At 73.3% G+C, this 22,572-nt stretch carries 29 protein-coding genes and 1 pseudogene; 18 read left to right on the top strand and 12 right to left on the bottom strand.

Translation table 11 applies throughout. From position 1 onward, the window contains the following. Window positions 1-441 (bottom strand): hypothetical protein, encoded by a 441-nt coding sequence (locus ACSMX9_RS19085; protein WP_445395456.1) that lies wholly within the window; start codon window positions 439-441, stop codon window positions 1-3. Window positions 442-567: 126 nt separating this feature from the next. Here ACSMX9_RS19085 and ACSMX9_RS19080 point away from each other — a divergent pair, with 126 nt between their 5' ends. From ACSMX9_RS19080 to ACSMX9_RS19060, 5 genes are all read left to right on the top strand, one after another. Next, on the top strand, window positions 568-1,209 hold the full coding sequence (locus ACSMX9_RS19080; RefSeq protein WP_445395454.1) for a uridine kinase family protein: 642 nt from the start codon (window positions 568-570) through the stop codon (window positions 1,207-1,209). A gap of 102 nt (window positions 1,210-1,311) precedes the next feature. Further along, window positions 1,312-1,536, top strand: coding sequence for a hypothetical protein (locus ACSMX9_RS19075; RefSeq protein ID WP_351240227.1), 225 nt, complete (start codon window positions 1,312-1,314; stop codon window positions 1,534-1,536). Then, complete coding sequence (locus ACSMX9_RS19070; protein ID WP_366116490.1) at window positions 1,502-1,840, top strand: hypothetical protein; 339 nt, start codon at window positions 1,502-1,504, stop codon at window positions 1,838-1,840. Before ACSMX9_RS19075 ends, ACSMX9_RS19070 begins: the two co-directional genes overlap by 35 nt. Window positions 1,841-2,030: 190 nt before the next feature. Then, window positions 2,031-2,252 (top strand): hypothetical protein, encoded by a 222-nt coding sequence (locus ACSMX9_RS19065; RefSeq protein ID WP_445395452.1) that lies wholly within the window; start codon window positions 2,031-2,033, stop codon window positions 2,250-2,252. After that, window positions 2,245-2,556, top strand: a complete 312-nt coding sequence (locus ACSMX9_RS19060; protein ID WP_366116492.1) for a hypothetical protein — start codon at window positions 2,245-2,247, stop codon at window positions 2,554-2,556. The genes ACSMX9_RS19065 and ACSMX9_RS19060 overlap by 8 nt, the downstream gene beginning before the upstream one ends. 79 nt (window positions 2,557-2,635) lie before the next feature. Here ACSMX9_RS19060 and ACSMX9_RS19055 read toward each other — a convergent pair whose 3' ends face one another. The 3 genes and pseudogenes from ACSMX9_RS19055 to ACSMX9_RS19045 all read right to left on the bottom strand — a co-directional run bounded on the left by ACSMX9_RS19055 (window position 2,636) and on the right by ACSMX9_RS19045 (window position 4,871). Continuing rightward, complete coding sequence (locus ACSMX9_RS19055) at window positions 2,636-2,842, bottom strand: DUF397 domain-containing protein (RefSeq protein ID WP_445395450.1); 207 nt, start codon at window positions 2,840-2,842, stop codon at window positions 2,636-2,638. Beyond that, a pseudogene (locus ACSMX9_RS19050) lies at window positions 2,832-3,709 on the bottom strand (helix-turn-helix domain-containing protein). The gene ACSMX9_RS19055 and the pseudogene ACSMX9_RS19050 overlap by 11 nt, the downstream one beginning before the upstream one ends. Before the next feature lie 406 nt (window positions 3,710-4,115). After that, window positions 4,116-4,871, bottom strand: a complete 756-nt coding sequence (locus tag ACSMX9_RS19045) for a SigE family RNA polymerase sigma factor (protein WP_351240235.1) — start codon at window positions 4,869-4,871, stop codon at window positions 4,116-4,118. Window positions 4,872-5,063: 192 nt separating this feature from the next. Between ACSMX9_RS19045 and afsQ1 the strand changes: the two genes are divergently transcribed. The 5 genes from afsQ1 (at window position 5,064) to ACSMX9_RS19020 (ending at window position 9,043) form a co-directional block, all read left to right on the top strand. Continuing rightward, window positions 5,064-5,741 carry a two-component system response regulator AfsQ1 gene (afsQ1, locus tag ACSMX9_RS19040; RefSeq protein ID WP_351240237.1) on the top strand — a complete coding sequence of 226 codons (678 nt, stop codon included), beginning with the start codon at window positions 5,064-5,066 and terminating at the stop codon, window positions 5,739-5,741. Next, window positions 5,738-7,360: an ATP-binding protein gene (locus ACSMX9_RS19035; protein WP_445395448.1), complete on the top strand. Its 1,623-nt coding sequence runs from the start codon at window positions 5,738-5,740 to the stop codon at window positions 7,358-7,360. The genes afsQ1 and ACSMX9_RS19035 overlap by 4 nt, the downstream gene beginning before the upstream one ends. Further along, a complete protein-coding gene (locus ACSMX9_RS19030) occupies window positions 7,357-8,001 on the top strand; it encodes a hypothetical protein (RefSeq protein WP_445395446.1) in 645 nt (214 codons plus the stop codon). Before ACSMX9_RS19035 ends, ACSMX9_RS19030 begins: the two co-directional genes overlap by 4 nt. Window positions 8,002-8,192: 191 nt before the next feature. Further along, complete coding sequence (locus tag ACSMX9_RS19025) at window positions 8,193-8,753, top strand: VanZ family protein (RefSeq protein ID WP_445395444.1); 561 nt, start codon at window positions 8,193-8,195, stop codon at window positions 8,751-8,753. 86 nt (window positions 8,754-8,839) lie between these two features. Then, the gene (locus ACSMX9_RS19020; RefSeq protein WP_351240243.1) at window positions 8,840-9,043 is read left to right on the top strand and encodes a PspC domain-containing protein; all 204 of its coding nucleotides are present in this window, start codon (window positions 8,840-8,842) and stop codon (window positions 9,041-9,043) included. Between the two features lie 43 nt (window positions 9,044-9,086). Here the strand turns inward: ACSMX9_RS19020 and ACSMX9_RS19015 are convergent, their stop codons facing one another. Both ACSMX9_RS19015 and ACSMX9_RS19010 read right to left on the bottom strand, forming a co-directional pair. After that, complete coding sequence (locus tag ACSMX9_RS19015; RefSeq protein ID WP_445395443.1) at window positions 9,087-9,473, bottom strand: ATP-binding protein; 387 nt, start codon at window positions 9,471-9,473, stop codon at window positions 9,087-9,089. A 178-nt stretch (window positions 9,474-9,651) separates the two neighbouring features. Then, complete coding sequence (locus ACSMX9_RS19010) at window positions 9,652-10,815, bottom strand: adenosine deaminase (RefSeq protein WP_351240247.1); 1,164 nt, start codon at window positions 10,813-10,815, stop codon at window positions 9,652-9,654. Window positions 10,816-10,928: 113 nt separating this feature from the next. Between ACSMX9_RS19010 and ACSMX9_RS19005 the strand changes: the two genes are divergently transcribed. Further along, window positions 10,929-11,702, top strand: a complete 774-nt coding sequence (locus ACSMX9_RS19005) for an alpha/beta hydrolase (protein ID WP_445395441.1) — start codon at window positions 10,929-10,931, stop codon at window positions 11,700-11,702. Window positions 11,703-11,756: 54 nt separating this feature from the next. Next, entirely contained in the window at window positions 11,757-12,377 is a 621-nt protein-coding gene (locus ACSMX9_RS19000; protein WP_445395439.1) for a hypothetical protein, read from the top strand. A gap of 19 nt (window positions 12,378-12,396) precedes the next feature. Here ACSMX9_RS19000 and ACSMX9_RS18995 read toward each other — a convergent pair whose 3' ends face one another. Further along, window positions 12,397-13,092, bottom strand: a complete 696-nt coding sequence (locus ACSMX9_RS18995; protein ID WP_445395437.1) for an NAD(P)-dependent oxidoreductase — start codon at window positions 13,090-13,092, stop codon at window positions 12,397-12,399. A 91-nt stretch (window positions 13,093-13,183) separates the two neighbouring features. Here ACSMX9_RS18995 and ACSMX9_RS18990 point away from each other — a divergent pair, with 91 nt between their 5' ends. Further along, entirely contained in the window at window positions 13,184-13,888 is a 705-nt protein-coding gene (locus ACSMX9_RS18990) for a TetR/AcrR family transcriptional regulator (protein WP_445395435.1), read from the top strand. 4 nt (window positions 13,889-13,892) lie between these two features. Here the strand turns inward: ACSMX9_RS18990 and ACSMX9_RS18985 are convergent, their stop codons facing one another. Next, the gene (locus ACSMX9_RS18985) at window positions 13,893-14,357 is read right to left on the bottom strand and encodes a DUF6624 domain-containing protein (protein WP_445403029.1); all 465 of its coding nucleotides are present in this window, start codon (window positions 14,355-14,357) and stop codon (window positions 13,893-13,895) included. Window positions 14,358-14,606: 249 nt separating this feature from the next. On the opposite strand from ACSMX9_RS18985, the gene ACSMX9_RS18980 reads away from it, so the two are divergent. After that, complete coding sequence (locus ACSMX9_RS18980) at window positions 14,607-14,963, top strand: STAS domain-containing protein (protein ID WP_445395433.1); 357 nt, start codon at window positions 14,607-14,609, stop codon at window positions 14,961-14,963. Here the strand turns inward: ACSMX9_RS18980 and ACSMX9_RS18975 are convergent. Beyond that, complete coding sequence (locus ACSMX9_RS18975; RefSeq protein WP_351240260.1) at window positions 14,874-15,851, bottom strand: sigma-70 family RNA polymerase sigma factor; 978 nt, start codon at window positions 15,849-15,851, stop codon at window positions 14,874-14,876. The two genes, ACSMX9_RS18980 and ACSMX9_RS18975, sit on opposite strands and share 90 nt — an antisense overlap. A 121-nt stretch (window positions 15,852-15,972) precedes the next feature. After that, window positions 15,973-17,379, bottom strand: coding sequence for an MFS transporter (locus ACSMX9_RS18970; protein ID WP_445395431.1), 1,407 nt, complete (start codon window positions 17,377-17,379; stop codon window positions 15,973-15,975). A 62-nt stretch (window positions 17,380-17,441) separates the two neighbouring features. Between ACSMX9_RS18970 and ACSMX9_RS18965 the strand changes: the two genes are divergently transcribed. Both ACSMX9_RS18965 and ACSMX9_RS18960 read left to right on the top strand, forming a co-directional pair. Next, window positions 17,442-18,398 (top strand): LysR family transcriptional regulator, encoded by a 957-nt coding sequence (locus ACSMX9_RS18965; RefSeq protein ID WP_445395429.1) that lies wholly within the window; start codon window positions 17,442-17,444, stop codon window positions 18,396-18,398. 316 nt (window positions 18,399-18,714) lie between these two features. Beyond that, the gene (locus ACSMX9_RS18960) at window positions 18,715-19,305 is read left to right on the top strand and encodes a lytic polysaccharide monooxygenase auxiliary activity family 9 protein (RefSeq protein ID WP_445395428.1); all 591 of its coding nucleotides are present in this window, start codon (window positions 18,715-18,717) and stop codon (window positions 19,303-19,305) included. 114 nt (window positions 19,306-19,419) lie between these two features. On the opposite strand, the gene ACSMX9_RS18955 is transcribed toward ACSMX9_RS18960, so the two are convergent. Continuing rightward, window positions 19,420-20,388 (bottom strand): cupin domain-containing protein, encoded by a 969-nt coding sequence (locus ACSMX9_RS18955; RefSeq protein WP_445395427.1) that lies wholly within the window; start codon window positions 20,386-20,388, stop codon window positions 19,420-19,422. Window positions 20,389-20,488: 100 nt separating this feature from the next. Between ACSMX9_RS18955 and ACSMX9_RS18950 the strand changes: the two genes are divergently transcribed. Beyond that, a complete protein-coding gene (locus ACSMX9_RS18950; RefSeq protein ID WP_445395426.1) occupies window positions 20,489-21,352 on the top strand; it encodes an NAD(P)H-binding protein in 864 nt (287 codons plus the stop codon). 39 nt (window positions 21,353-21,391) lie between these two features. On the opposite strand, the gene ACSMX9_RS18945 is transcribed toward ACSMX9_RS18950, so the two are convergent. Further along, window positions 21,392-21,790, bottom strand: a complete 399-nt coding sequence (locus ACSMX9_RS18945) for a hypothetical protein (protein ID WP_445395424.1) — start codon at window positions 21,788-21,790, stop codon at window positions 21,392-21,394. Window positions 21,791-21,921: 131 nt separating this feature from the next. Between ACSMX9_RS18945 and ACSMX9_RS18940 the strand changes: the two genes are divergently transcribed. Next, the gene (locus ACSMX9_RS18940; protein ID WP_445395422.1) at window positions 21,922-22,572 is read left to right on the top strand and encodes a class I SAM-dependent methyltransferase; all 651 of its coding nucleotides are present in this window, start codon (window positions 21,922-21,924) and stop codon (window positions 22,570-22,572) included.

Below are 22,572 nucleotides of genomic sequence, written 5' to 3'. Positions count from 1 at the left end.
TCAGCGCCCGGCCAACAGCCCCGTCGCCCGCCCGGTGAGCGGGCCCACCACGGGCAGTTCGCCCAGCGAGTCGCCGCGCGCCAGCGGGGCGGTGAGCGCGGTGGTGGACAGCGGCTTGAAGTCGGCGACCTGGGTGCCGACGCCGTTGGCGAGCGGGTCCACCCCGGTGCCCGCGAGCGGGTTGAGCTGCATCGCGGTGAGCGGGCCGGTCACGTACCCGACGGTGTCGGCGAGGGCCCGCCCCGCGGCCTGCGCGTCCAACCGGCCGACCGTGGAGGGCTGGGCCCCCGCGTCGGGCGCGGGCGCCTCCGGAGCCGCGGCGGCGGTGGTCGCCCCCGCCCCGAAGGCCATGCCGACCGCGCCGAGGGCGAGTCCCGCACGCAGCAGGGCGCGCGGGACGGGGGGAGCCTGACGGGGAGAGTGGTCCTGCTGATCTGCCATGGGTGCCGCCCGGGGATGCGAGATGGGTAATCAAGGACTCACGAAGCGTAGTTGAGGGCGTGGTCGGGCCGCAAAGCCGACCCGCGGGGTCGGCAGGCGCCCGGGAATGCCGCACACTGGACTCTCGTGAGTTCCCTCCCCGACATATCGCCGTCACCCGCCCGCGTCGTCCTGATCACGGGCCCCTCCGGCTCCGGAAAGTCCTCGTTCGCCGCACGCAGCGGGCTGCCCGTGCTGTGCCTGGACGACTTCTACAAGGAACACGACGACCCCACCCTGCCCCTGGTGCCCGGTTCCCGTGACGTGGACTGGGACTCCCCGCTGTCCTGGGACGCCGACGCCGCGGTGCGGGCGATCACCGAACTCTGCACGGTCGGGTGCACCGACGTACCGGTGTACGACATCTCCACCAGCTCGCGCACCGGCACGAGCCGGATGGAGCTCGACGGCGCACCGCTCTTCCTCGCCGAGGGCATCTTCGCGGCGGACGTCGTCCGCCGCTGCCGAGACCTGGGCCTCCTCGCCGACGCCCTCTGCCTACGGGGCCGCCCCACCACGACGTTCCGCCGCCGACTGGCACGGGACCTGCGGGAGGCCCGCAAGCCTGTGCCGTTCCTGCTGCGGCGGGGCTGGCGACTGCTGCGCACCGAGCGGCGCATCGTGGCCCACCAGGTCGACCTGGGGGCGTACGCCTGCGGTCAGACGGAGGCCGCGGCCCGCGTGGCCGCCGCCTCGGACCACCAGGCCCCGGAGGGCTCGCGCGCCTGAAGGCAGGCCGACCGGCGGCCCCTTTCGCCCACGTGCGCTCGTTCGGGTGATCCGCGTCCAGGCGCCGCCCGTTCCCACCCGAGCAGCTGTAGGACTGCCCGGGTGGGAATCGGAGACCGGCACCAGAAGAAGGACGTCGAGGCGGCGTTGAAGCGGGCCGAGGCAGCTGGCCTCAAGGTGACGCACGACAAGAACCGCCACCGGTGGGGGTGGGTCGTGTGTTGTCCCTGCAACGAGAAGCACCGAGTGCACTGCACACCCCAGAGTCCGGGAAACGAGGCGAGGAAGATCGATGCCTTCACCAACCAGCACCGTGGCTGCGCGTGAGTGGGACTTCGTCCTGCACCTCCAGGCGCCACTGACTCCCGAGCAGTCCGACACCCTGGACGGACTCGACCGGTTCAACGACGGGCGCATCTGTCTCATCGAGGGCCCCGACTACGCCAAGTTCACCTGCACCTTCGCCGCAGCAACGCTGACGGACGCCGTTGCCGAGGCCCTGGGCTTCTTCGAGGACCTTCCCGGCGTGCTGGTGCGCGGCGTGGAACTCGGTCCGGCGGAGCTGGAATTCAACGGCATGGCCACACCGGCCGTGGTCCCCGCACCGCCCCCGCTCGCGGATGCCCCTTGACTCCCTGATCCCATCGCCCCCACCGCCGACGAGGTCCCACCGCACACGGCTGATGTGAAGGCCGAGGGCTCGCGCGCCTGAAGCACCGGCGGTCACCCCAGGTGCCCCTCCGGGGGCGGGTTCGCTCCTTCGGGTGAGGCGTGTACCCGGTACCCCTCCACTTCCACCCGGACAGCGGTAGGACGACCTGGTGGGAATCGGAGACCGGCACCAGAAGAAGGACGTCGAGGCGGCATTGAAGCGGACCGAGGCAGCTGGCCTCAAGGTGACGCACGACAAGAACCGCCACCGGTGGGGGTGGGTCGTGTGTTGTCCCTGCAACGAGGACGTCATGTACAGCACCCCCCGAAGCCAGGGCGACGAAGCAAAGAAGATCAATGACTTCACAAGGAGGCACCAGAACCATGCCTAGGTGGCACTTCACCTTGCACCTCCAGGACCCGCTCACCCCTGAGCAGAAGGACTTCCTCGACGGGCTGGACCGGTTCGCGGAAGGCGGCATCGGGCTGACCGAGGGGCCCGGGTACTCCGGGTTCCTCTGCGTGGTCCGCGCCGAGACGCTCACCGCAGCCATCGCGGACACCCTGGAGCGGTTCGAGGACTTCCCGGGGGTGCTCGTTCGAAGCGTCGAACTGGACGAGATCGCGCTGGACGAGAACGGCATGGCCACTCCGGCCGTGGTCCCCGCACCGCCCCCGCTCGCGGACGCCCCCTGAACCGGACGCCCCTGGTCGCCACCCGACCCGGCCGGGCGCTCCCCCACCTTCCCGCGGGGAACGCCCGCTCGGGCGGCGGTCAGGCGGTGTCGAACTCCCCGGACCTGACACCCGAAACGAAGGACGCGAACGCGCCAGCGGGCAGCGCCAGCACCGGACCGCTCACGACCTTCGAGTCACGCACGGGAACCACCCCGAAGTCAGCTACCAGGTTCGCCGCGACCTCGACGCAGTCACCGCCGTTGTTGCTGTAGGAGGACTTGAACCAACGCGGCTCACTCGTCATGGGTCATCTCCTTCATCACCTGCTGAATCAGGGCCACGGACGCCGCTTGAGACAGCGCCTCCGCCTGCAACTGATGGTAGGCCCTCACCTGAGGGTAGACAGACGTGCTTTCGCGGTCGAAGTACCCCATTCCCTGCGACTCGGTGTAGGCAGCAGCCGAGCGGTCCGGCAGGGTCAACAGGTTCACCGGCAAGTCGAAGGGACGCAGCTCTCCCATCTCGTAGGGGGCCACTTGGAGCATGCTGTTGGGCTCCGCAGCGAACTCCACCAGCCGCTGGAGCTGGGCAGTCATGATCTTCGGTCCGCCGATTGGTCGGCGGATACAGCTCTCGTCCAACACCACGATCACCATCGGCGCACGCGGCCCCACCAGCCCCGCTTGCCGTTCTGCCAACAACACGACTCGCTCGTCGGCTTCTTTATCCGTAATCGCACCCCTGCGAACGTTAGCGTCGGCGAGCACCCGCGCGTACTCCGGTGTCTGCAACAGCCCGGGATGATCCCGACCGTGAACAGCCGGATCTCCGTCGCCCGAGCCTCGTGCTGGAGGTACTCGGGAAAGCCCCGCAGGAACATGCTCTGCTTCATCGCGTACCACTCGCGCTCGAAGACCTTCACGCCCAGGGCACGGTCCATGGCGCGGGCCAGCGCCAGGCTCGGGCCCTTGCGGCCGGTCTCCACGGCCGAGATGTGGCCGCCCGAGTACTCCGTCAGATCGCCCAGTTCCTCCTGCTTCAGGCCGCGGGCTTCCCGCAGCCGGCGCAACTCCGCGCCGAACGCCGCCTGGGGCGATTCCTCCGGGTTCAAGTCCTTGCGGTTCAACGGCCCATCACCGATCCTCCCTGCCTGACCACGGGTTGGGCGCATGACTCTAGGGCCAGGAGAGTGCGCACGGTGGGCGAATGGACACGGAGGGGAACGTTCGGGGCCGAAGAGCACACTTTCGGGGAATCGGGGGCCTGTTCGCCGGCGACGGCCCCCAACCCGTGGACGGGAAAAGGGAAAGAGCAGGACCGGTAAGACCCCCCGGCCTCCGGTCCTGCTCATGCGGCCCCGCGGTTCCCACCCCCCGGTGGTTGCCGCTCTCCCGTTGAAGGGCCGTTCCCCCGTGTCCCACCCCCCGGTGGGCTCTTCCCCCTGTTAACTCCCCCCATGGGCTCCCGAGTTCCCCCCCGAGCCACCCATTTTCTTTCTTCCCCCGTTTTCCCCCGTGCTGACGGTGCGCCGCCACCCCCACAGTGGCGGCGTACCGTGCCTCCGGCGGGGCCGGTCGCTAGGCGACCAGCTCCCCGAAGGACTCCTCCTGGTCCCGGCCGAAGCTCAGGACCTCGTCTTCGCGCAGCCGGCGCAGTGAGCGCCAGATGCTGGACTTGACGGTGCCGACGCTGATGTCGAGTATGTCCGCGATCTCCGGGTCGGTACGGCCCTCGTAGTAGCGCAGGACCAGCATCGTCCGCTGGAGTTCGGGCAGCCGGGCGAGCGCCTGCCAGAGGACGGCGCGCAGTTCGGTGCCGCGCATGGCGTCCGTGTCGCCGGGCGTCTCCGGCAGTTCCTCGGTCGGGTACTCGTTGAGCTTGCGTCGGCGCCAGGCACTGATGTGCAGGTTGGTCATCGTGCGGCGCAGGTAGCCGCCGAGGGCGGCCTTGTCGCTGATCCGGTCCCAGGCCCGGTAGGTGGAGAAGAGGGCGCTCTGGAGGAGGTCCTCGGCCTCGAACCGGTCACCGGTCAGGTGGTAGGCGGTGGCGTACAGGGAGGCGCGGCGCTCCTGTACGTAGGCGGTGAACGCGGCTTCGGCGTTCGCCTCCGACCGGGTCCGGCGCTCCCCCGCGGCCTCCCCGTGGGCGACGCCCTTCTGCGGTGCGTCGACCATCGTCATGTAGGTCGTGTGGGTGCACTGGTGACGTCCGGTGCCGCGAGCGCACCCCCGCCCGCTCACGGCACCGGACTTCTCGCTGGAACCGTTCCCCCGTCCGCCGTCGTGAAGACGCGTGACGACCGCGCTCGCGTTGATGCTGTGCAGCTTGTTCATCTCGCGCCCCCCGTCAGTGCTGATCGTGCTCCGTGCGATGACCAGAATCCTTCCGCGGGCACTTCATGACGTTGTCCGCCGACTGTCACAGCACTGTCACAGGGGCCTGTGACGTCGGGGGGACGGCCGGGGAGGGGCCCGGGTCCCCGGCGGCAGTCGTGTCCTCGCGGGTCATGGGACAGAATGGCCACCGTGCCTTCCCTGTTGCTGATCGAGGACGACGACGCCATCCGTACGGCCCTGGAGCTGTCGCTGACGCGCCAGGGGCACCGTGTGGCCACCGCTGCCACCGGCGAGGACGGCCTGAAACTGCTGCGTGAACAGCGGCCCGACCTGATCGTGCTGGACGTGATGCTGCCGGGCATCGACGGCTTCGAGGTGTGCCGTCGCATCCGCCGCACCGACCAGTTGCCGATCATCCTGCTGACCGCGCGCAGCGACGACATCGACGTGGTGGTCGGGCTGGAGTCCGGCGCCGACGACTACGTGGTCAAGCCCGTGCAGGGGCGGGTGCTGGACGCCCGCATCCGGGCGGTGCTGCGCCGGGGCGAGCGGGAGGCCACGGATTCGGCGACCTTCGGCGGCCTGGTCATCGACCGGGCCGCGATGACGGTCACCAAGAACGGCGAGGACCTGCAACTGACGCCGACCGAGTTGCGGCTGCTGCTGGAGCTGAGCCGCCGGCCGGGCCAGGCACTGTCGCGGCAGCAGTTGCTGCGGCTGGTGTGGGAGCACGACTACCTCGGCGACTCCCGGCTCGTCGACGCGTGCGTGCAACGGTTGCGGGCGAAGGTGGAGGACGTGCCGTCCTCGCCGACGCTGATCCGCACGGTGCGCGGGGTGGGCTACCGGCTGGACAGTCCTCAGTGACCGAGCGGGACGACGAGCGGGAGTCCTCCGAAGGCGGCGACGCCGGTGGCGGGCGCGCGGGGCGGGGTGCGGCGGGCGGCGGCCGGGTGCGGCGCGGGCTCTCCGCGGCGCTGCGGTTCACCAGCCTGCGGCTGCGGCTGATGCTGGTCTTCGGCATGGTGGCGTTGACGGCAGCGGTCGCGGTGTCGGGGATCGCGTACTGGTTGAACCGGGAGGCGGTGCTGACCCGGACGCAGGGCGCGGCGCTCAACGACTTCCGGCAGGAGATGGGCAGCCGGGCCGGCGAGTTGCCGGCGCGTCCGACGGCGGGTGAACTCCGGCACGCCGCCAACCAGATGGCGACGAGCAGTCAGCACTACGAGGTGCTGTTGCTGGTCGGGGAGGACGGGGGCGCCCCCGCGATCGGCGGTTCGGACGTCAAGGCGTTCGCCCTGGACGACGTGCCCTCCTCGCTCCGGGAGGCGGTCGACAAGGAGCAGCCGTTGACGTCCACCAACCGTTCGCCGTACCACCTGTACTGGCAGCGGGTGACGATCGCGGACACTCCGTACCTGGTGGCGGGCACCCGGCTGATCGGGGGCGGGCCGAGCGGCTACATGCTGAAGTCGTTGGAGCCGGAGGAGAAGGACCTGAACTCGTTGGCCTGGTCGCTCGCGATCGCGACGGCGTTGGCGTTGATCGGGGCGGCGCTGATCGCGCAGGCCGCGGCGACGACGGTGCTCAGGCCGGTGCACCGGCTGGGGGCGGCGGCGAAGCGGTTGGGCGAGGGCAAGCTGGACACCCGGCTCCAGGTGTCGGGCACCGACGAGTTGGCCGAGTTGTCGCGGACGTTCAACCGGGCGGCGCAGGCATTGGAGAAGCGGGTCGCCGAGATGAGCGCCCGGGACGAGGCGTCCCGGCGGTTCGTGGCGGACATGTCGCACGAGCTGCGGACCCCGTTGACCGCGATCACCGCGGTGACGGAGGTCCTGGAGGAGGAGCTGGACGCGGAGACCGGGAGCGTGGACCCGATGATCGAGCCGGCGGTGCGGATCGTGGTCAGCGAGACCCGGCGGTTGAACAACCTGGTCGAGAACCTGATGGAGGTGACCCGCTTCGACGCGGGCACCGCGCGGCTGGTGCTGGACGACGTGGACATCGCCGACCAGATCACCGCGTGCATCGACGTGCGGGCCTGGCTGGACGCGGTGGAACTGGACGCCGAGCGCGGGATCATGGCCCAGGTCGACCCGCGTCGCCTTGACGTGATCCTGGCGAATCTGATCGGGAACGCCCTCAAGCACGGCGGCTCGCCGGTGCGGGTGGCGGTCCGTACGGACGCCGGTGACGGCACGGGGCGGGGGGACGTGCTGATCGAGGTGCGGGACCACGGGCCGGGCATCCCGGCCGAGGTGCTGCCGCACGTCTTCGACCGCTTCTACAAGGCGAGCGCGTCCCGGCCGCGGTCCGACGGCAGTGGCCTCGGGCTGTCGATCGCCCTGGAGAACGCCCACATCCACGGTGGGGAGATCACGGCCGCCAACTCGGACGAGGGGGGTGCCGTGTTCACGCTGCGGTTGCCGCGGGACGTCTCGGAGGCGGACGTGGCCGGCGACGGGCGGCAGGGGGGTGCCAGGTGACCGGGGTGCGGCGGCGGTGGGCCGCGGGGGCGGCGGGCGTGCTGCTGGGCCTGTCGGCCGCCGGCTGCGGAATCCGGCCGACCGAGGTGCCGACCGACTTCGGTCCGGCCCCGTCCCGGACGCCCTGCGCGGTGTCGGAGCCGCCGGCGGACGGACCGGACGCGGTCGGGGTGCCGATGCGGGTGTTCCTGGTGTGCGCCTCGCAGTTGGCGCCCGTGCAGCGGCGGGTGGAGCTGCCGGCGGAGCAGGACGCGCGGCAGAGCGCGGAGCGCTCGGCCGGCAAGGAGGACCGCGGCCGGGTGGCGCGGGCGTTGCTGGAGCAACTGGCCCTGCCGATGGCCCGGGCGGAGCGCCAGGCGGGGTACACCACGGACGTGCCGGACCGGCTGGTGGTGACCGGGCCGCAGGCCGGCGACCCTCGGGACGCGTTGCGGCTGAGCGCACCGGTGGCGGGGCTGGCGCCGTTCGCGCTGGCGCAGCTCGTCTGCACGCTCGCGAACTCGGCCGCCGCCGCGCACGACGGCCGGGTGGTGCTCGGCGGGCCGGGGGACTCCGCGCTGCACGCGTACGAGTGCACCCCCGAGGTCCGTGCCCGGCCCGGCTCGCACGGGCCGCCGCGCACCGAGGTGCGCGGGGGCTGACCTCGTGGGCGGCGTCCGTTCCGGTGCCGGGCGAGGGGCGGTTCGGTGCGGGGGCACTCGTTCGGCCGCACGCCGGTCCCCCGTGCGGTGGGCGTGCGCGGCGGCCCGTTGACGGCACGGAGTGACCGGGGCCACGAGGCGTCCGGCATCCGAACGGAACCGCGGGCCGGGCACGTGTCGTCCTTGGAGGCGTGCAGCGCCAAGGCTTCCGCATCCGCACGGCAGGAGCGATCCTCCTGCTGGCCCACGTCCTCCTGGTGGGGTGGATCACGCTGCGTCCCCTCGACGTCCCGTGGATCAGTGCGCCGAACTTCCAGCCGCTGGTCGGGATCAGGGCGGACCTGGCCTCGGGTTGGCCCACCGCGTTCCGGCGGATCGGCGGGGACCTGGTGCTGCTGGCTCCGCTGGGGGTGTTGCTCCCCGCCGTGGGCGGCAGGTTGAACGTTTCGCTATGGGGTTCGCTGCTGCGCACCGTGACCGCGGGCGGGCTGCTGTCGCTGGGGATCGAGCTGTTCCAGACGGGTGTGCCGGGCCAGGTGGTGGACGTCGATTCGCTGCTGTTGAACACCCTGGGCGTGGGTGTGGCGCACCTGCTGGTGGTGCCGGCCGTACGGGCCCGGCTCCGTCGCCGAGGGGAGCGCTCCCGCCGTGCGCCCCTCCCCCGGGTGGACGGCCCCCGGGGAGCGACCCCGACGATTCCCAGGGTCGGGATCGCCCCGCAGAGTGACGCTTTGCCCGCTTCGCGACCGTAGCGTGGAGCCATCGGATGGAGGACCGGGGGCACGCTCCCGGCCCCGTGCGACCCGTACGCCTCTGACCGCCTCGTGAAGGAGCTCCCATGACCGCCCTGGCCCGCCCCACTGACGGACGGATGATCGGCGGAGTGTGCGCGGCGCTGGCCCGGCGCTTCGGCACTTCCGCGACGACGATGCGCGTCCTCTTCGTGGCGTCCTGCCTGCTGCCCGGACCGCAGTTCCTGCTCTACCTCGGCCTGTGGTTCTTCCTGCCGAGCGAGAAGGCCGCCGCGCGCACCTCGTGGTAGTCCGCCCGTCCGTGCGTGGGTGCGGGGCCGCTCGTCGGGGCGGTCAGCCCAGCGGGATCCCGTTGATCGGCAGGCCGCCGAGCAGCCCGCCGATGAGGGGCAGGCCCTTGGTGGGCAGCGCCTCGGAGAGGGTCTGCGCGACGGCCGGCTTGGCCGCGGTGGCGGCGCCGCCGAGGGCGGTGGTCGTGGCCTCGGCGGTGCGGGTGTCGGGGAGGGTGCTGACCGCGTCGGGCGCCGGCAGGATCTTCGCGGCCTCGGCGACCGGCAGCGCTTGGACGGCGCCCCCGACGGGGAGGGTCCGGGTGAGGCCGCCGAGCGCGGAGGTGGCGTCCGGCAGGGCGGGGGCGGCGTTCGCGGCACCGGCACCGACGGCGGCGATGGCCGCGCCGAGCGCGGCGACACCGAGGGTCTTGGCGGCAGACTGCTTCATGGGGAGTGGCGTCCTTGCTGTTGAACGCGCTGTCGCGGGCGCGCGACGAGCGGGTTGGGCGGGGCTGCGGGAGTTCCGGGACGAGCGGTCTAGGACCGTAGCCACGCAGCGGGGCCGCCGCAAACACGCGCGGGCGGCCGGAGTGTTGCCACATCCGGCCGCCCGCACATCACGCCACTCAGCCCTTGGCGGCGACGAAACCCCTGGTGGAAGCGGTCTGTTCGAAGAGCCAGGCCGACTTCAGCTCGGCGTAGCCCGGCTTGATCACGTCGTTGATCATGGCGAGTCGTTCATCGAAAGGGATGAACGCCGACTTCATCGCATTGACGGTGAACCACTGCATGTCGTCGAGCGTGTATCCGAAGGTGTCGACCAGGTGCTCGAACTCGCGGCTCATGCTGGTGCCCGACATCAGACGGTTGTCGGTGTTCACGGTCGCCCGGAAGTGCAGCTTGCGCAGCAGTCCGATGGGGTGCTCCGCGTAGGAGGCGGCGGCGGCCGTCTGGAGGTTGGAGGTCGGGCACAGCTCCAGCGGGATGCGCTTGTCGCGGACGTAGGAGGCGAGGCGGCCCAGGGTGACCGAGCCGTCCTCGGCGACCTCGATGTCGTCGATGATCCGCACGCCGTGGCCGAGCCGGTCGGCGCCGCACCACTGGAGGGCCTGCCAGATCGACGGGAGGCCGAACGCCTCGCCGGCGTGGATGGTGAAGTGGTTGTTCTCGCGCTTCAGGTACTCGAAGGCGTCGAGGTGGCGGGTGGGCGGGAAGCCCGCCTCGGCGCCCGCGATGTCGAAGCCCACCACCCCGGAGTCACGGTAGGCGTTGGCGAGTTCGGCGATCTCCAGCGCGCGGGCCGCGTGCCGCATCGCGGTGAGCAGCGCACCCACCCGGATGCGGTGCCCGTTTTCCTTGGCTCGGCGCTCGCCCTCGCGGAAGCCGGCGTTGACCGCCTCGACGACCTCCTCCAGGGTGAGCCCCTGCTCCAGGTGCTGCTCGGGGGCGTAGCGCACCTCGGCGTAGACGACGCCGTCCTCGGCGAGGTCCTCGGCGCACTCGGCGGCGACCCGGAAGAGGGCGTCCTTGGTCTGCATGACGGCGCAGGTGTGCGCGAAGGTCTCCAGGTAGCGCTCCAGCGAACCGGAGTCGGCGGCCTCGCGGAACCAGACGCCGAGCTTGTCGGCGTCGGTCTCGGGCAGGGCGTCGTAGCCGATCTCCCGGGCGAGGTCCACCACGGTCCCGGGGCGCAGGCCGCCGTCGAGGTGGTCGTGGAGGAGGACCTTGGGGGCGCGACGGATCTGGTCCGCGCTGGGCGTTTCGGGGTGCTGCCCCGTCTGGCTCGTCATCTTCGCACTGTACCTCCTACGCGCGTAGACACCGACGGGTACGTATGCGCCGATACGCAAAGGTGACCCCGGGGGGTTGTGGGGGACGCCGTTGTTTCTGGGAACGTTCTGCCATGGGACTGGGAGCGACGCAGGGACGCGGGGCTCGGTTGGGCAGGGCGCAGGGCCCCACGAGGATGACGGCGGGCGGGGTCGTGCTGGTGCTGCCGGGAGGCAGGGAGACTTCGGAGCGGGCGCCTTCCCCGCTCGCGGGCGGCAGCGCCCGCGGGTTCGGGAGACACCTGGCGAGACAGGGGCGACAGCAGGGGCTGATCGCCCATGTGGTGCGGTACCGGACCCTCGGCTGGAACGGGGAGCGGGCGGTGCTGGCCTCGGACGCGGAATGGGCCGTCGACGAGACGGTCCGCCGGTACGGGGACGTGCCGGTGTGCCTCGCCGGTTTCGGGATGGGCGGGCGGGCCGCGCTGCGGGCCGGCGGCCACCCCGCGGTGTACTCGGTGCTGGCGCTCGCCCCCTGGCTGCCCGCGGAGGACGCCGAGCCGCCCGAGCCGGTGAAGCAGCTGGCCGGGCGGCGCGTGATGATCGTCCACGGCACCAAGGACCACCGCAACGACCCCGAGCTGTCGTTCCAGCTCGCGGCCCGCGCCAAGAAGGCCAACCGGGACGTGTGCCGCTTCGAGGTGCACGCGGACGGGCACGGGCTGCGCCAGTACCGGGACGAAGTGCGGGCGCTGGCCGTGGACTTCGTCCTCGGCACGCTGTTCGGCACCCGGTTCGCCCGGCCGGTGCTCGACGCCCTCAAGGCCCCGCCGCCGCTGGGGCTGCGGATGCCCCTGGCCTCCGGCTTCGGGACGGGCGTCACCGCGCGCAACGGGTCCCGGCGGTGAGCCGCCCGCCGGGACCCGTGCGGGCTGCGATGGCCGGTGGGGACCGTACCCGGCATGTCCGACATCGGCACGGGTCGTTGCCGGGGAGGGGTGCCGGTGTTCGACGTCGTGTTGCTCGTGGTGTGGGGCGGGTGGACCACGGGCTTCGGCTGGATCGTCGCCACGGACTTCCGGGGCGCGGCCGTCCACTTCGCGCTGCCCAGCACCCGTGATCCGGTCACGGACCTGCCCGCTACGTTCCCGGGCATCGGCTTCGTCCGGACGGCGGCGGGGGTGTTCGCCCTGGTCGGCCCGGTCGTCCTGGTCCTCGCGTCCCTGGAGGCGTGGCGCGGTGTCGGGGGACCGGGGAGTGCGTCGTCCCCGCCCGGCTGGGCCCTCGCCGGGGCGGCGGTCACCGCGGGGGCGGCCCTGGGGTGGGCGTGGCGGCGATCGGGCGCGCTGCGCCGCGCCTGGCGGGAGGGCGACGACCGGGAGCGGGCCGCGGCGGCCGGTCTCACCGCGGCGGTCGGCGCCTTCGTCACGGTCGCGGTGGCGGCGTCGGGCCCGCTGCGGGCGGCGGGGCTGACGACGAGTTGGCTGGTCTGCGGGGTGTGCGGGATCGTGTTGCTGTCGAGCGGGGGCGTCCTTCTGCCCGGAGAACACGGCGGGACGGACGCGGACCCGCCGGAGCACTGAGCGAGCCGCCGGCGGGCGGCTACCCGTGGGCCCGGGCGCTGGGGGTGCGGCGGCCGACGATCGCCGGGGCCTGGTGGACGAGGGCCTCGTCGGTGAGCGCCGCGACCATGAAGAGGGCGAAGTCGGTCCGGCGGGTGAGGTTGCTGGCCAGCGCCGGGTCGCCGACGTGCTGGCGCCAGAGGGGCAGCCCCTGGCTCTCGCCCTCCTCCAGGTCGCTGCCGCGGACCACGGTCCAGCGGGTGTCGCTGGCGAACACCCGACGGCACGCCTCGACCTGGTCGTCGATCTCGACGGCGCGCAGCAGCTTGCCCAGGACGGTCGCGGCCCGCAGGGCCAGGGTGAACAGCCGTGAGTAGCGGTCCTTGCCGTCGCGGGTGATGTGCCAGCCGCAGGAGAAGACCAGCCGGGCGCCCGGGCGGGCGTGGTCGAGCACGGCCTGTGCGGTGCCCGAGGAGTACTGCCGCACGCCCCAGGGCACCAGCACGGTGAGCACCCCGTCGCAGCCCTCGACCGCGCGCCGGATCACCTCGGGGTCGTCGGTGTCGCCGGGGACGACGGTCATCCGGTCGGCGAGGGCGGCCAGCTTGGGCACGCTGCGCTCCCGGCAGACGCCGACCACCTCGTAGCCGCGGTCCAGCGCGTGCCGGACCATGTACTGCCCCAGCTTCCCGGACGCTCCGACGACGCAGACCTTCCCGATGTCCTCCGCACCCACGGCACAGCCCCCTCCACCGACAGCCTTATGGTGTAAGGCACGCTAACCTTATGCCGTAAGGCGGTCAAGGGGAGCGGAAGGGGAAGGGCGGATGTCCACAGCGGGCGCCGGGGGCGGCAGGGCGAGCAGGGGCGGTCGCGGGCGGACGGCTCGCGCGCCGCTCAGCCGGGAGCGGGTGATCCGCGCGGCGGTGGCGGTGGCGGACGAGAAGGGCTCGGCGGCGTTGACCATGCGGGCCGTCGCCGCGCCGCTGGGCGTGGAGGCGATGTCGCTGTACCACCACGTCTCGGGACGGGAGGACCTCCTCGACGGCATGGTCGACGCGGTGTTCGCCGAGATCGATCTGCCCTCGCCGGGCGCCGACTGGAGGGAGGCCATGCACCGGCGGGCGCACTCCGCACGGGCCGCGCTGCGGCGCCACCCGTGGGCCGTGTCCCTGCTGGACTCCCGCGCCCACCCCGGCCCGGCGACCCTGCGCCACCACGACGCCGTGATCGGCGCCCTGCGCGGCGGCGGGTTCTCGGTGGCGATGACCGCCCACGCCTTCTCGCTGATCGACAGCTACGTGTACGGGTTCGTCATGCAGGAACTGAGCCTGCCGTTCGGCGATGCGGCCGAGTTGGACGAGGTGGCGGGGGCGATCCTGCGGGAGATGCCCGCCGACGCCTACCCCCACCTCGCCGAACTCGCCGCCGCGCACGTCCTCGTCCCGGGCTACGACTACGCCGAGGACGAGTTCGCCTTCGGCCTCGCCCTGATCCTCGACGCGCTGCGGCCCGACGAGGTCGACGGGTGAGCCCTCAGGCCGGGGGGAACCGGGCCACGTAGACGTCGAAGGGCTCGATGCCGACCTCCGCCCGGAACTCGTCCGTGCGTGCGGGGTCCTCACAGGGCCAGGGGATCGGCCGGCCGTCCCGCACTCCGGCGATCTGGGTGCCGTAGCGCTGTTCGCGGCCCTCGTTCACCCGGGTGCGGTCGTGCAGGAAGGCCAGTTCGCGCGGGGCCGCCGAGCCCTCGGCGACGGCCCGGCCCATCAGTCGCAGGGCGCGCCGCTGGACGTCGAGTTGTCGGTCCGCGTGCTGGGCGATCAGCCAGGCGGCGCGGGCGGCGTCCGCGCCGACCCGGTCCGCGGTCGGCCAGCCGTGCTCGTCCATGATCGCGGCGAGTCGGTCGCCGTGCCGTGCGGTCAGCCGGCGCCAGGCCAACTGGTCGGCGAAGTCCTCGCCGTTCGCGTGCACGGCGGCCCGGTGATCGGCCTCGGCCATCGCCACGAGTTCCGCGGCCAGCGCGGACGGGTCAGCTGCCACCACTGTCAACTCCCTTGCACGTGAGGGGCCTTGTTCGGCCTGCTCGCCAACCCTAGGCCGCGGATCGGAGGCGAAGATCATTCCGGAGAACGGTGACAGCGGTCGCCGTTCCGGGAGAGAATGGATGCACTCCCCCGCACCGAAGCCGACTCGTCGCGACCTCGTCGCCCGACGATGAGTTCCCCGGCGGGCGGCGGTCTACCGGGCGTGGACAGTGATTCGAGTGGTGTGTTGGTGCTCCCCGCGCGGGTGACGCCCGGGGAGGTCCTCCTGCTCTGCGAGGACGTGCGGCGACGGCTGACCGGCGGCGGCTCGGGCCTGCGGCTGGTGTGCGACGCGAGGGCGCTCGGCGTGCGCGGTCTGGCCGCCGTCGACCTGCTGGCCCGGCTCCAGTGGGCGGCGCGACGTGCCGGGGGACGGATCGTGCTGCGCGAGCCGCCCCCCGCGGTGCGGGAGCTGATCCGGTTGACCGGGCTACCGCTCCAGGTGGAGGGGGAGCCCGAAGAGCGGGAACCACCGGGCCGTGTCGAGGAAGCTGGTGATCTCCACGATCCGGCCCCCTGAGATCTCCAGCACCTGGAGCGCCCACGGCTCGTAGCGGCCCCGGGTCGGGGTGGGGCGGTACTGGGCGAAGGCGGGCGTGCCGTTCGCGACGGTCGGTACCAGCAGCGAGCCGCGGCAGCCGGCGCCGGTGCCGAGCATCCAGCCGGTGATCTCCCGGTGGCCCCGGAGCCAGAGGTCGTAGGGGGGCATGGACAGCACGGCGTCCTCGTGGAGGAGGGCGGTCAGCCGGGCCATGTCGTAGCCCTCGAACGCCTCCACGTACGCGGCGAGCAGCTTCTGCTGTTCCTCGTCGGCGGGCTCGGCCGGGTCCGCCTCGCGGATGTCGGCCGCGGCCAGCGTCGCCCGGGCCCGTTGGAGGGCGCTGTTGACGGAGGCGACCGTGGTGTCCAGCAGTTCGGCGACCTCCTGGGCGCGCCAGGCCAGCACCTCGCGCAGGATCAGCACCGCCCGCTGCTTGGGCGGCAGGTGCTGGAGCGCGGCCATGAAGGCGAGCCGGACCGACTCGCGGGCCAGCGCGGTCTGCTCGGGACCCGCCGTGTCGGGCAGCACCCGGCCGTCCGGGACGGGCTCCAGCCAGGTGGGCTCGGCGCGTTCCTTGAGGACGGCGGTGGCGTGGTGCTGCGGCTCGGTGAGGTCCATCGGGCGGGCGCGGCGGTTGCCCGCGTTCAGCTGGTCCAGACAGACGTTGGTGGCGATGCGGTACAGCCAGGACCTCAGGGAGGAGCGGCCCTCGAACTTCTCCAGGGCGCGCCAGGCGCGGACCATGGTGTCCTGGACGGCGTCCTCCGCCTCGAACGAGGAGCCCAGCATCCGGTAGCAGTAGCCCGTGAGCTCCACCCGGTACCGCTCCAACTCGGTCAACGGGTCGATCGTCGTCGTGTCGGTCATGGTCCAGCCACCCCTGCTGTTCGTCCCGCCCCGGTCCCGTGCCGGCGATCAGAACGTACCTCCGGCCACTGACAACCGGGGCTGACCTGCGCGTTCCCGGAGCCGTACCGGCCCGCCGGCGTCAGCGGGCCGGGTGGGTCACCCCTCGATACTGGCGCGGCACCGGGCGGGGTGCCACCCGGACGGCCCTGGCCTCGGCGCGGGCGGCACGGGTGCCGAGCACGGTGATCAGGACGACCCCGACCACGGCCAGCAGGCCGAGCGCGACGGTGGCGGTCCAGCCGCCCGCGTGGAAGGCCAGTGCGCCGAAGGTGCTGCCCGCACTGGAGCCCAGGTAGTACACCGACTGGTACAGGGCCGACGCCTGGGCGCGGCCGTGGGTGGCGGTGCGGCTGACCGCGGCGGAGGCGACGGCGTGCCCGGCGAAGAAGCCGGCGGTGATGAGGACCAGTCCGCCGACCACCGCCACCAGCGAGGGGGTGAGGGTGAGCAGCAGGCCGACCGTGGTGGTGGTGCCCGCCAGGTAGAGGGCGCCGCGCCGGCCGAGCCGGGCGACGAGCTTGCCGGCGGCGGCCGAGGAGGCCGTGCCGACCAGGAAGACCAGGAAGATCGAGCCGATCACGCCCTGGGGCAGCGAGAACGGGGCTTCGGTGAGCCGGTAGCCGATCACCGTGTAGACCGCGCCGAACACCGTCATGAACAGGGCGCCGATGGCGTACAGGCGGCGCAGCAGCGGGTTGCCGAGGTGGCCGCGGACGGTGCGGGCGAGGTGGCCCGGGCTCAGCGGGGCGGCGGTGAAGTGGCGGGGGGCGGGGACCAGGGCGCGGAAGGCGACCGCGGCGAGGACCGCGAAGAGCCCGAGGACGCCGAGCGCGACGCGCCAGCCCCACTCCTGGGCGACCCAGCCGGTGACGACCCGGCCGCTCATCCCGCCGATGCTGTTGCCCGCGACGAACAGGCCGATCGCACCGATCAGCGCCTTGGGCCGGACCTCCTCCGCAAGGTAGGCCATGGCCGAGGCGGGGACGCCGGCGAGGGCAGCGCCCTGGACGGCGCGCAGGGCGATCAGTGCGCCGAGCGAGGGGGCGAAGGGGATCAGCAGGGTCACGCCGACCGCGACGGCCAGCGACACGGTCATCAGGGTGCGCCGGCCGAACCGCTCGGAGAGCGCGCTCAGCGGCAGGACGAACAGGGCCAGGGCGCCGGTGGCGGCGGAGACGGTCCAGCTCGCGTCCCCGGCGCCCACCGCGAACTCGGTGGAGATCAGCGGCAGGAGGGACTGCGTGGAGTACAGCAGGGCGAAGGTCGCGAGGCCCACCAGGAACAGGGCGAAGCTCATCCGCCGGTAGCCGGGGCCGCCGGGCGCGAGACGGGTGTCGGCACCGGTGGCGCCGCCGTCGCCGGTGGTGGCGGGGGCGGGCGCGGGGGGCGCCGGAGGGACGGGGGCGACGGGCGACGGGGCGGCGGGGGCGGCGGTCACGGTGGTTCGCGGGAACCCGGTGACCGCCCCGGTACTGGCGGGAGGCATGGGTCGAACGTACGGCCGGGATTCTGATGCGTCCAATGCATGGAACGTCCATAATCGTTCCCATGATGCATAAGGACAGCTCACGGGCGCGCGTGTCACCCGGTGGTGACACAGACGACATCATCGCGTTGCTCGCGCCGCGGCTGGCGTACTTCGCGGGCGTGGCGCGGACCGAGCACGTGACGCGGGCCGCGCAGGAGATGCAGGTGCCGCAGTCGACCCTGTCGCGGGCGATGGTCCGGCTGGAACGGGACCTGGGGGTGGACCTGTTCGCGCGCCGGGGGCGCACGCTGGCGCTCACCCCGGCCGGGCGGTCCTTCCTCACCTCGGTGGAGCGGGCGCTCGACGGCATCGGGCGGGCCGCCGAGGAGGTGCGCGCCGATGCCGACCCGGCGAGCGGGAAGGTGGCCTTCGGCTTCCTGCACACCCTGGGCACGGAGACGGTGCCGGGGCTGATCCGCGGTTTCCGGGCCGACCACCCCCGGGTGCGGTTCAGCCTGGTACAGAACTACGGCGAGGCGATGCTGGAGCGGCTGCGGGCGCACGAGTTGGACCTGTGCCTGACCTCGCCGGTGCCGGATGCGCCGGACCTGGTGGCGCGGCGGCTGGACGAACAGCGGCTGCGGCTGGTGGTGCCGGACGACCACCGGCTGGCGGGGCGCCGGCGCATCCGGCTCGCGGAGGCCGCCGACGAGACCTTCGTGACCCTGGAGGCCGGGTACGGGCTCCGCCGGATCACCGACGACCTGTGCGCGGCGGCCGGGTTCCGGCCCAAGGTCGCGTTCGAGGGGGAGGAGGCCGAGACCCTGCGCGGGCTGGTGCAGGCGGGGCTGGGGGTGGCGCTGTTGCCGCCCCCGACGGTGCCCCGGCCGGGGGTGGTGGAGCTGACGGTGACGGCGCCGCGGGCGGTGCGGGAGATCGGGGTGGCCTGGCTCGCGGGCGGCGGCCCGGACACCCCGCCGGTGGCCGCGTTCAAGCGGTTCCTGCTCTCCCAGCGGGGGCACCTGCTGCCCGGTTGACGCGCGGGGGCGCCCGCCGGAGTTGAGCCACCCCGGTGCGGGGGGTCCGGCGCGGCGGTGCGGCGCGGTGCCCGGCCCCGGGCGGGCGCCCCCCCTGCTGCGGCGATGGGGTGCCGGGCGGGCGGACCGCCACGGCCGGCAGGTTTCACGCTCGACGAGGCACCGGGCGGAATTGCGGTGCTTGACACGCATTCCCGCGTGACCGAAAGCAGCGTTGGCCCCGGGAACTGGCCGAAATACCCTGGTCTTGGTCTAGACCACCCCTGCACTCCGCCTCCCCCACCTCACCGAGGCACCCCCACGTTCAGGAGTGAACATGCGCAAGAAGCTCACCACCTCCCTGGTCGGCGCGGGCCTCGCCGTCGCCGCGCTCTTCGCCGCCACCGGGAGCGCCCAGGGCCACGGCTACGTGGACTCGCCGGCCGCCCGCTCCACGCTCTGCGGCAACGGCACCGTCCAGGACTGCGGCCAGATCGAGTGGGAGGCGTGGAGCGTCGAGGGCTACAAGGGCTTCCCCGGCCGCGGCCCCGCCGACGGCACCCTCTGCGCCGGCGGCAACGCCCGGTTCGCCGAGCTGGACGACCCGCGCGGCGGCAACTGGCCCGCGACCAAGGTCCGCGGCGGCCAGAGCTACACCTTCAACTGGCAGATGGTCGCCCGGCACGCCACCACCGACTTCCGCTACTACATCACCAAGGACGGCTGGAACCCGAACAAGCCGCTGACCCGCGGCGACCTGGAGCCCCAGCCGTTCCTGACCGTGCCGTTCGGCGGTCGGATGCCCGGCTGGAGCGTCTCGCACTCCGGTGTGCTCCCGCAGAAGTCCGGCAAGCACCTGATCCTCGGCGTGTGGACCGTCGACGACACCGAGAACGCGTTCTACTCCTGCTCGGACGTCCAGTTCTGACCGCACCCCCCGGGACCTGACGCCCGGACCACGGCGCACCACCCGCCTCTCCTCAGGGCACCCGCGCCCGCCCCCGCCCGGGGGTGGGCGCGGTCGTGTGCCGAGCGGCCGGCCTCAGGCCGTGCGGGACCTCGCCCGGTGCTCGGTGGGGCGCACGCCCCGCACCCGCTTGAACGCCACGCTCAACGCGTACGCGTTGGCGTAGCCGACCCGGCGGGAGACCGCCTCCACCGTCTCGTCGGTGCGGGCCAGCAGGTCCGCCGCCAAGCCGATCCGCCACTGCGTGAGGTAACCCATCGGCGGGCCGCCCATCCGCTGGGTGAACCGGCGGGCGAACCCCGCCCGCGACGCCCCGACCTCCGCCGCCAGCGAGGCCACCGTCCACGGCCGGGCCGGATCCTCGTGCAGCAAGCGCAAGGCCCGGCCCACGACCGGGTCCCCGTGCGCCCGGTACCAGTCCGGCGCCGAGGCTTCCGGCCGTTCGAACCAGGCCCGCAGCCCGGACACCAACAACAGGTCCAGCAAGCGGTCCAGAACCGCCTGGCGGCCCGGGGCACTGCGGTGGATCTCCTCCGCGAGGGTCTCCAGGACGGCGGCCCCGCCCGGCGGCAACGACACCCGCGCGATCCTCGGCAGGGCCGCCGCCAACCGCGCCGAGGCCACGTCCCCCAGCCGGTAGGCCCCGCGCAGCAGCACCGGCCGGGGCACCCCGTCGTCCCGACCGTCCCGCGGGCCGGTCGCCGCCCGGCAGCCCGGCGTGCAGGAGTCCAGGACCAGGGCCCCGTCCGGGGTGGTGCAGCGCTCGTCCTCGTCGACCAGGTAGCGCGGGGCCGTGCCCGGGTCGTCGGCGACCACGTACGACTGCGGGCCCACCACGATCGCCAACTCCCCCTCCCCCAGCGGAACCGGCGTCCCCGCACCGTCCGGGCGGCTGATCCACGCCCGTCCGCTCAGCATCGCGAGCACCGCGATCCGGGTGCCCTCCTCGAACCGGAACGCCCACGGCGGCCGGACCACGGCCTGGTCGAACAGGGCCCCGTGGGACCGGACCTCGTGCAGCAGGGCGGACAAGGCGTCATCCATCCGCCCGAGTCTAGGCCGGGCGCGACCGTGGACGATCGGACATCGGGACGAGCGCCTCGACCATCGCGGCACCCCGCCGCCCGGGGTTCCACTGGTGCGCATGACCACGCACTCCGGGACCGACCGTCCCGTCCCCTCCGCTCCGGTGCTCGTCCTCGGCGGCACCGGCAAGACCGGGCGCCGCGTCAGCGCCGCCCTCGCCCGGCGGGGCTTCGCCGCCCGCCCCGCCTCCCGCTCCGCCGCCACCCGCTTCGACTGGTCCGACCGCACCACCTGGGGCCCCGCCCTCGACGGGGTGCGCGCCGTGTACGTCGTGGACTCCCAGGGCCCCGACGCCGCCGAGGAGGTCCGCGCCTTCGCCGCGCTCGCCGCCGAGACGGGGGTGCGGCGGCTGGTGCTGCTGTCCGCCCGGACCTGGGGCGAGTTCGACGATCCGGCACTGCTCGCCACCGAGGACGCGGTGCGCGCCGCGGGCCCGGACTGGACGATCCTGCGGCCCACCTGGTTCGACCAGAACTTCACCGAGGAGTGGTTCCTCTCCTCCGTGCTGACCACCGGCGAACTCCGCGTCCCCGCCGGGGAGGGCCGGGAGCCCTTCCTCGACCTGGAGGACCTGGCCGAGGTCGCCGCCGTCACCCTCACCGAGGACGGGCACGCCGGCCGCACCTACGAACTGTCCGGCCCGCGCGCGCTGACCCTGCGGGAGGCCGTCGCGGAACTCTCCGCCGCCGCCGGCCGCCCGCTGCGGTACGTTCCGGTCAGCGAGGCCGAGTACCTCGCCGAACAGCGGGCGGCCGGGGTCCCCGAGGAGGTCGCCCAGCTGCTGGCTGGGCTGTTCCGGCACATCGCCGAGGACGGCAGCGCCTCGATCGCGGACGGCGTGCGGCAGGTGCTCGGACGCGACCCCCGGGACTTCCGCGCCTACGCACGCGGCGCCGACCTCTCCGCCGACCCGGCCGGGTGAACCGGCGCACGGCACGGCGGCGGAAGGGCACGCACCGCCTCAACGGTCCATGAGCACCAACATCCACAGCAGCGAGCCGAGTGCGACCACGATGGGCACCGCGTACCACCAGGGGCGCAGCCAACCCCAGCGGACGAGGTGGTAGGTGCCCCACTCGGTGAGCCAGGACCCGATGTGGGCCGTCATCGCCGGTACCCCGGCCGCCGTGACGTGCTCCTGCTCCCACCGGCCGCCCGGCGGCCTCACCAACAGGGCGGTCAGCAACAGCCAGACGGTGAGCGCGTTGGCCGCCGCCAACAACGCGACGAGGACCGTGCGGAGCACCCGCTCGGCACGGTCCGCGGACGGCGCCCCGCCCGTTCCGTCCACCGCCCCGGCCCCGGTCAGCGGGGTGCGCCCGTCCCCGCTCCCGGCATCCGGCCCGTCGTCCGACCGCATCGGCCCGCCCTTCCCGGGCGGTGCTCCACGGCCCGTCGTCGGGAAGACGCGGTGCGGGGTACGCCGGTTCTGGAGCACCGGCGCGAAACTCCGTCGCGCGCGCTGCCGGTCCGGCACTAGCGTGCCGCGGCATGCGCCCCCGCACCCCCGCCGCCGAGGACCCCGACGACCCCAAGGACCTCGTCCGCCGCGGCTACGACGCGTTGTCCCAGCGGTACGAGGAAGCGTTCGACTCCGACACCAAGTACCAGGACTGGCTCGCCGACCTGCACGGACGGCTGCCGACGGGCAGCCGGGTGCTGGACCTGGGATGCGGCAACGGGGTACCGGTCGCCCGGGACCTGACGGCGGCCGGCCACCGGGTCCTCGGGGTGGACCTGAGCGGGGTCCAGGTCCGGCGCGCCCGGGCGCGGGTGCCCGGGGCGGAGTTCCGCCGGGAGGACATCACCGCGCTCGACTTCCCCGAAGGCTCCTTCGACGCGGTCCTCGCCCTGTACTCGCTGATCCACCTCCCCCTCGGGGAACAGCTCCCACTGCTGCGCCGGGTGGTCCGGTGGCTGCGTCCGGGCGGGTCCTTCCTCGTCACGGTCGGGCGGGACGCCCTGACGGGCACCGACGAGGACTGGCTCGGCAGCGGGGTCGCCATGTGGTGGAGCCACCCCGACGCGGCGACCAGCCGGGAGTGGCTGCGCACGGCCGGGTTCGAGGTGCGGGAGGAGCGGTTCGTTCCGGAGGGGGACGGCGGCCACGTGCTGTTCGTGGCCGCCCGCCCGCTCGGCTGA

Source organism: Streptomyces sp. LE64 (assembly GCF_052606915.1).
The sequence above is the reverse complement of the archived record's forward strand: the minus strand, read 5'-3'. Positions and strand labels throughout refer to the sequence as shown.